Source organism: Thalassospira sp. UBA1131, from assembly GCF_002311515.1.
Classification (GTDB): Bacteria; Pseudomonadota; Alphaproteobacteria; order Rhodospirillales; family Thalassospiraceae; genus Thalassospira.
The window spans coordinates 1-3805 of the sequence record NZ_DCAO01000001.1; the positions used below are offsets into that span (position 1 = coordinate 1).

General features: G+C 55.7%; 4 protein-coding genes. All 4 read right to left on the reverse strand.

Annotated features, from left to right (window positions below; all coding sequences use genetic code 11):
- Positions 1-357: response regulator transcription factor (locus tag B3Z49_RS00005; RefSeq protein ID WP_296987094.1), on the reverse strand; the 357-nt coding region annotated here is incomplete at its 3' end.
- Between the two features lie 117 nt (positions 358-474).
- Positions 475-1077 (reverse strand): nucleotidyltransferase family protein, encoded by a 603-nt coding sequence (locus B3Z49_RS00010; protein WP_296987097.1) that lies wholly within the window; start codon positions 1075-1077, stop codon positions 475-477.
- 10 nt (positions 1078-1087) lie between these two features.
- Positions 1088-2083: an XdhC family protein gene (locus B3Z49_RS00015; RefSeq protein WP_296987100.1), complete on the reverse strand. Its 996-nt coding sequence runs from the start codon at positions 2081-2083 to the stop codon at positions 1088-1090.
- A gap of 87 nt (positions 2084-2170) precedes the next feature.
- On the reverse strand, positions 2171-3805 hold a 1635-nt coding region (locus tag B3Z49_RS00020; RefSeq protein WP_296987101.1), incomplete at its 5' end, for a xanthine dehydrogenase family protein molybdopterin-binding subunit.

The following is a 3805-nucleotide window of genomic DNA, read 5'->3' on the forward strand; positions in this document are numbered from 1 at the left end:
GCGCGTGCGCAAAAGAAGCTCTTCAAGCTCAAACGGTTTGACCAGATAATCATCCGCCCCGGCGTGGAACCCTTCGATCTTGTCATCAAGTGTATCACGCGCGGTCAGCATAAGAACCGGGGTGTCCACACCTTCGTCGCGCAGCGCCTTGCAGATGCTGATGCCATCGCGGAATGGCAACATCAGATCAAGCAGGATCACGTCATACTCACCGGTCAGCGCCATCTGATAGGCGGTTTCACCATCATAGGCATGGTCGCATTCAACGCCTTCAATCGTCAGATAGTCACTGACGGTGGCGGCGATATCCATGTTGTCCTCGACCAAAAGGACCATGATGTGGGCGGTTGCTTTCATTCACGTCATCTCGTTTTTCAAGACATGCAAGCATGCCGCAATTCAGCCGACGGGTCAGCAGGAAACACCCCGCTGCCCGGTTTGGCACATAATGGAGCAGACTAAATGCAGCATGCTTTAGTCTGTCACTTGCTTCAAATCATCTTGGGTATCGATATCAAGTGCGGCATTTGCAAGTGATAGGGCGGTCACGTTATCGGCATGTTTATCGATGATTTTGCGCGCGCCAATCGGTCCGGCAAGGCTTTGCAAATCATCAAAGACAGATTTTGGGAAAATGGCAGGCACACCCAGCCCATCTTGGTGTCGGGTTGCGACAATCTGTTCACCGTCAAAGGCTGTGATCAATCGGGTGTAATCATCGCCGGTCAGATTGACCTGATCACACAGGGCAATCAGAACACCATCATATCCGCCGTTGGTCGCGATTTTCGTCATGCCGCACGCAATCGAGCTTCCCATCCCCGTGGCCCAGTGTTCATTGGTGATAATCGTCAAGCCACTTTTAAGACACGGCGCGATTTCATCACCATAGGCACCAAGAACCACAAAGGTGTCCGACTTTGGCATCCCTGACAGGGCATCAAGGGCATGTTCGATCATGGGTTTGCCATTGATATCGGCAAGCTGCTTACGCCCGCCAAAGCGCGCACTTTCCCCGGCCGCCAGAAGAAGTGTGGCCAGTTTCGGTTTTGGGATGTCTGTGCGTGACGTCATCATCAAGGTCGCATTATTCGGCGGCTTGTGCCAAGGCCGGGGCCGCTGATTGTTTGAACAGGGCGGCATGAATGCCTGACAACATCGAAAGAGCAATGCTTTCAGGAAGTTGCCCACCGATGTCGAGGCCCGCCGGACTTGAAATATCAAATGCCAGATCGTTCATGGAAATGCCAGCTTCGTTCAGAACATCGCGAAACCGATGGCGTGGTCCAAGGGCGGACAGATGTTTGATCGGTGCATCGCAAAGGACCGCAAGGGCCGAGGCATCGATGCTGACACTATGGGCCATCAGAATAACCGCATCGACTTTATGGTCGGTCACATAGGTCGCCAAATCACCATCAATCTTGCGCAGGATGGTGCCTGCTGTGGGGAAATGCTCGGCCCGGGCATTTGCCGGGCGCGGATCGACCAGCGTTGTTTGCCAGCCCATCTGATGGGCAATGCCAATCACCGGGCGGGCATCAAGGCCACCGCCCACCACAAGAACATGGGGTTCAGGCTGGATCGGTGTCACCAGCCAATTGCCGTCTTCACGGTTTTCGATATGGGCCGGGCGTTGCCCATAAAGCACGCCAGCTTCGAAATAGCCTTCGACCGCATCGATCTTCTGGAAATAGAGGCCGCTTTGACGTTTTTGCAGGGCTTCATACAAATCGCCAAGGCCCAGATCATTTGCAGCACTAAGCGGCTGGAGCATGATATGGACCGTGCCGCCACATCCCACGCCAAGTTTGAATGACAGATCATCTTCGTCAGTGCCGTCATAGGTCAACATGACAGGCTTGCCGGTCACCATGGCCCGGCGCGCATTGCGGATAATGTCGGCCTCAAGGCAGCCACCGCTGAGTAGTCCGAACTGCTGTCCGTGGCCGTTGATCAGCATCATGGCACCGGCCTTGCGATAAGCCGACCCTTCGGTGCGATAAACCGTTCCCAGCACCCATTCAGTGCTGTCGCGGTTTTTCTGCCAGGTGCCAAGCATTGCGGAAAGTTGATTGGTCATATTCCTCGCCCTTTCAGCAAAAGGGTAACTGCCCGGGAAACCACGGGGTGGGGGATGGGGGAAAATGATTCCCCGAGCAGTTATCTCTTACACGAAGTCGAAACCAGCCTTGGTCATGGGAAGTTCCAGGATCCGCGTGCCGGTTTGCGCAAAGATCGCATTGGCAACGGCCGGCCCGGTTGGGGGCAGACCCGGTTCGCCAACACCGGTCGGTGCACCGTTCGATGGAACGATGGCGACTTCGACTTCGGGCATTTCGGGATTACGAAGCAATTCGTAATCCGGGAAGTTGTACTGATCGACTTCACCGTCGGTCAGGGTGATCTGATTGCGCAAGATCGCTGTCAGGCCGTAGCCGGCCCCGCCTTCCATCTGCGCACGAATGACATCGGGGTTTACAGCCACACCGCATTCAACCGCCATGAACAGCTTGTTGACATGCACGCTGGTGTCATCGACCGAGACATCCGCCACAACCGCGACGCAGGTATTGAACGAGAAGTGGCAGGCAAAGCCGCGCTTGTCGCCTTCTTTCCATCCGGAAATTTCACGCACGTGCTTGATGGCTTCAATCATGCGGGCCTGGTTGGGCTGTGTTGCGTCCAGCATCGACAGGCGCAGTTCGATCGGGTCCTGACCGCTTTCGGTTGCGACCATATCCATCAGGGTTTCCATGGCATAGGCTGTGTGGGTATGTCCCACCGAACGCCACCAAAGAACCGGCACCGGGTTATGGAAATCCGTCAGGCCGATGGCCTGGTTCGGGATGGCATAAAGGCTTTCGGATACGCCTTCGACAGAGGTCGCATCAACCCCGTCACGGACCATCATTCCTTCAAAGCTTGTGCCTTTCATGATCGACTTGATCGCAAGGCGATGGTCCCATCCGACGATCTTGCCATCCGCATCCAGACCAATCTTTGCCCGATGTGCTGACATGGCGCGGTAATAGCCGCCCTTCATGTCGTCTTCGCGGCTCCAGACCAGTTTGACCGGGACTTTCTTGCCCGACACGGCAAAGGCCATGGCAGCCTCGGCATTGTAATCGGCGGTCGGGTTGGCGCGACGGCCAAACGAACCACCGGCATATAGCGTCTTGATTTCGACCTGTTCGGGTTTAAGCCCAAGGATCGCTGCAACCGTCGGCCGCGTGATGGTCGGGAACTGACAACCGTCATGAACACGCACGCCAAAATCGGTTGGCTCAATCGTGCAGTTCAGCGATTCCATTGACGCATGCGCCAGATACGGGAAGGTGAAGTCAGCCTCAATGGTTTTTGACGCACCGTCGATCAAGGGGGCGACATTCTCGGTCGTGATTTCGTGGCCGATTTCGAATTCCGGCTTTTCATCAAGCAGGGCCTGATGGGCCGCGATCAGGGCATCGGTGCTGCGGGTTTCAGCAACGCTGAAGTCCCATTCAACCGAAAGCGCATCACGCGCCTGGAATGCCGACCAGGTGTTTTTGCCAAAGGCAACCACACCCGCCTTGTTTGGCAGGACCTGTGCGGCGATGAAACCACCGACATCCTTTGCCGCACTGTCATCGAAGGATACAACAGTGCCACCGAATTTCGGGCTGTGCATGATCGCGGCATAGATCATGCCGGGCAGATTGACATCCATGGCAAAGATCGCGGTCCCGGTGGTCTTGCCGTGATTGTCCTTGCGGTGGAGCTTTTCGTTGCCGATCAGCTTGAACTGATCCGGGGTCTTGATCGT

Bases quoted from the DNA above. Each gene is read 5' to 3' on its own strand.
- B3Z49_RS00015 (WP_296987100.1), bottom strand. From the start codon at position 2,083: ATGACCAATCAACTTTCCGCAATGCTTGGCACCTGGCAGAAAAACCGC.
- B3Z49_RS00010 (WP_296987097.1), bottom strand. From the start codon at position 1,077: ATGATGACGTCACGCACAGACATCCCAAAACCGAAACTGGCCACACTT.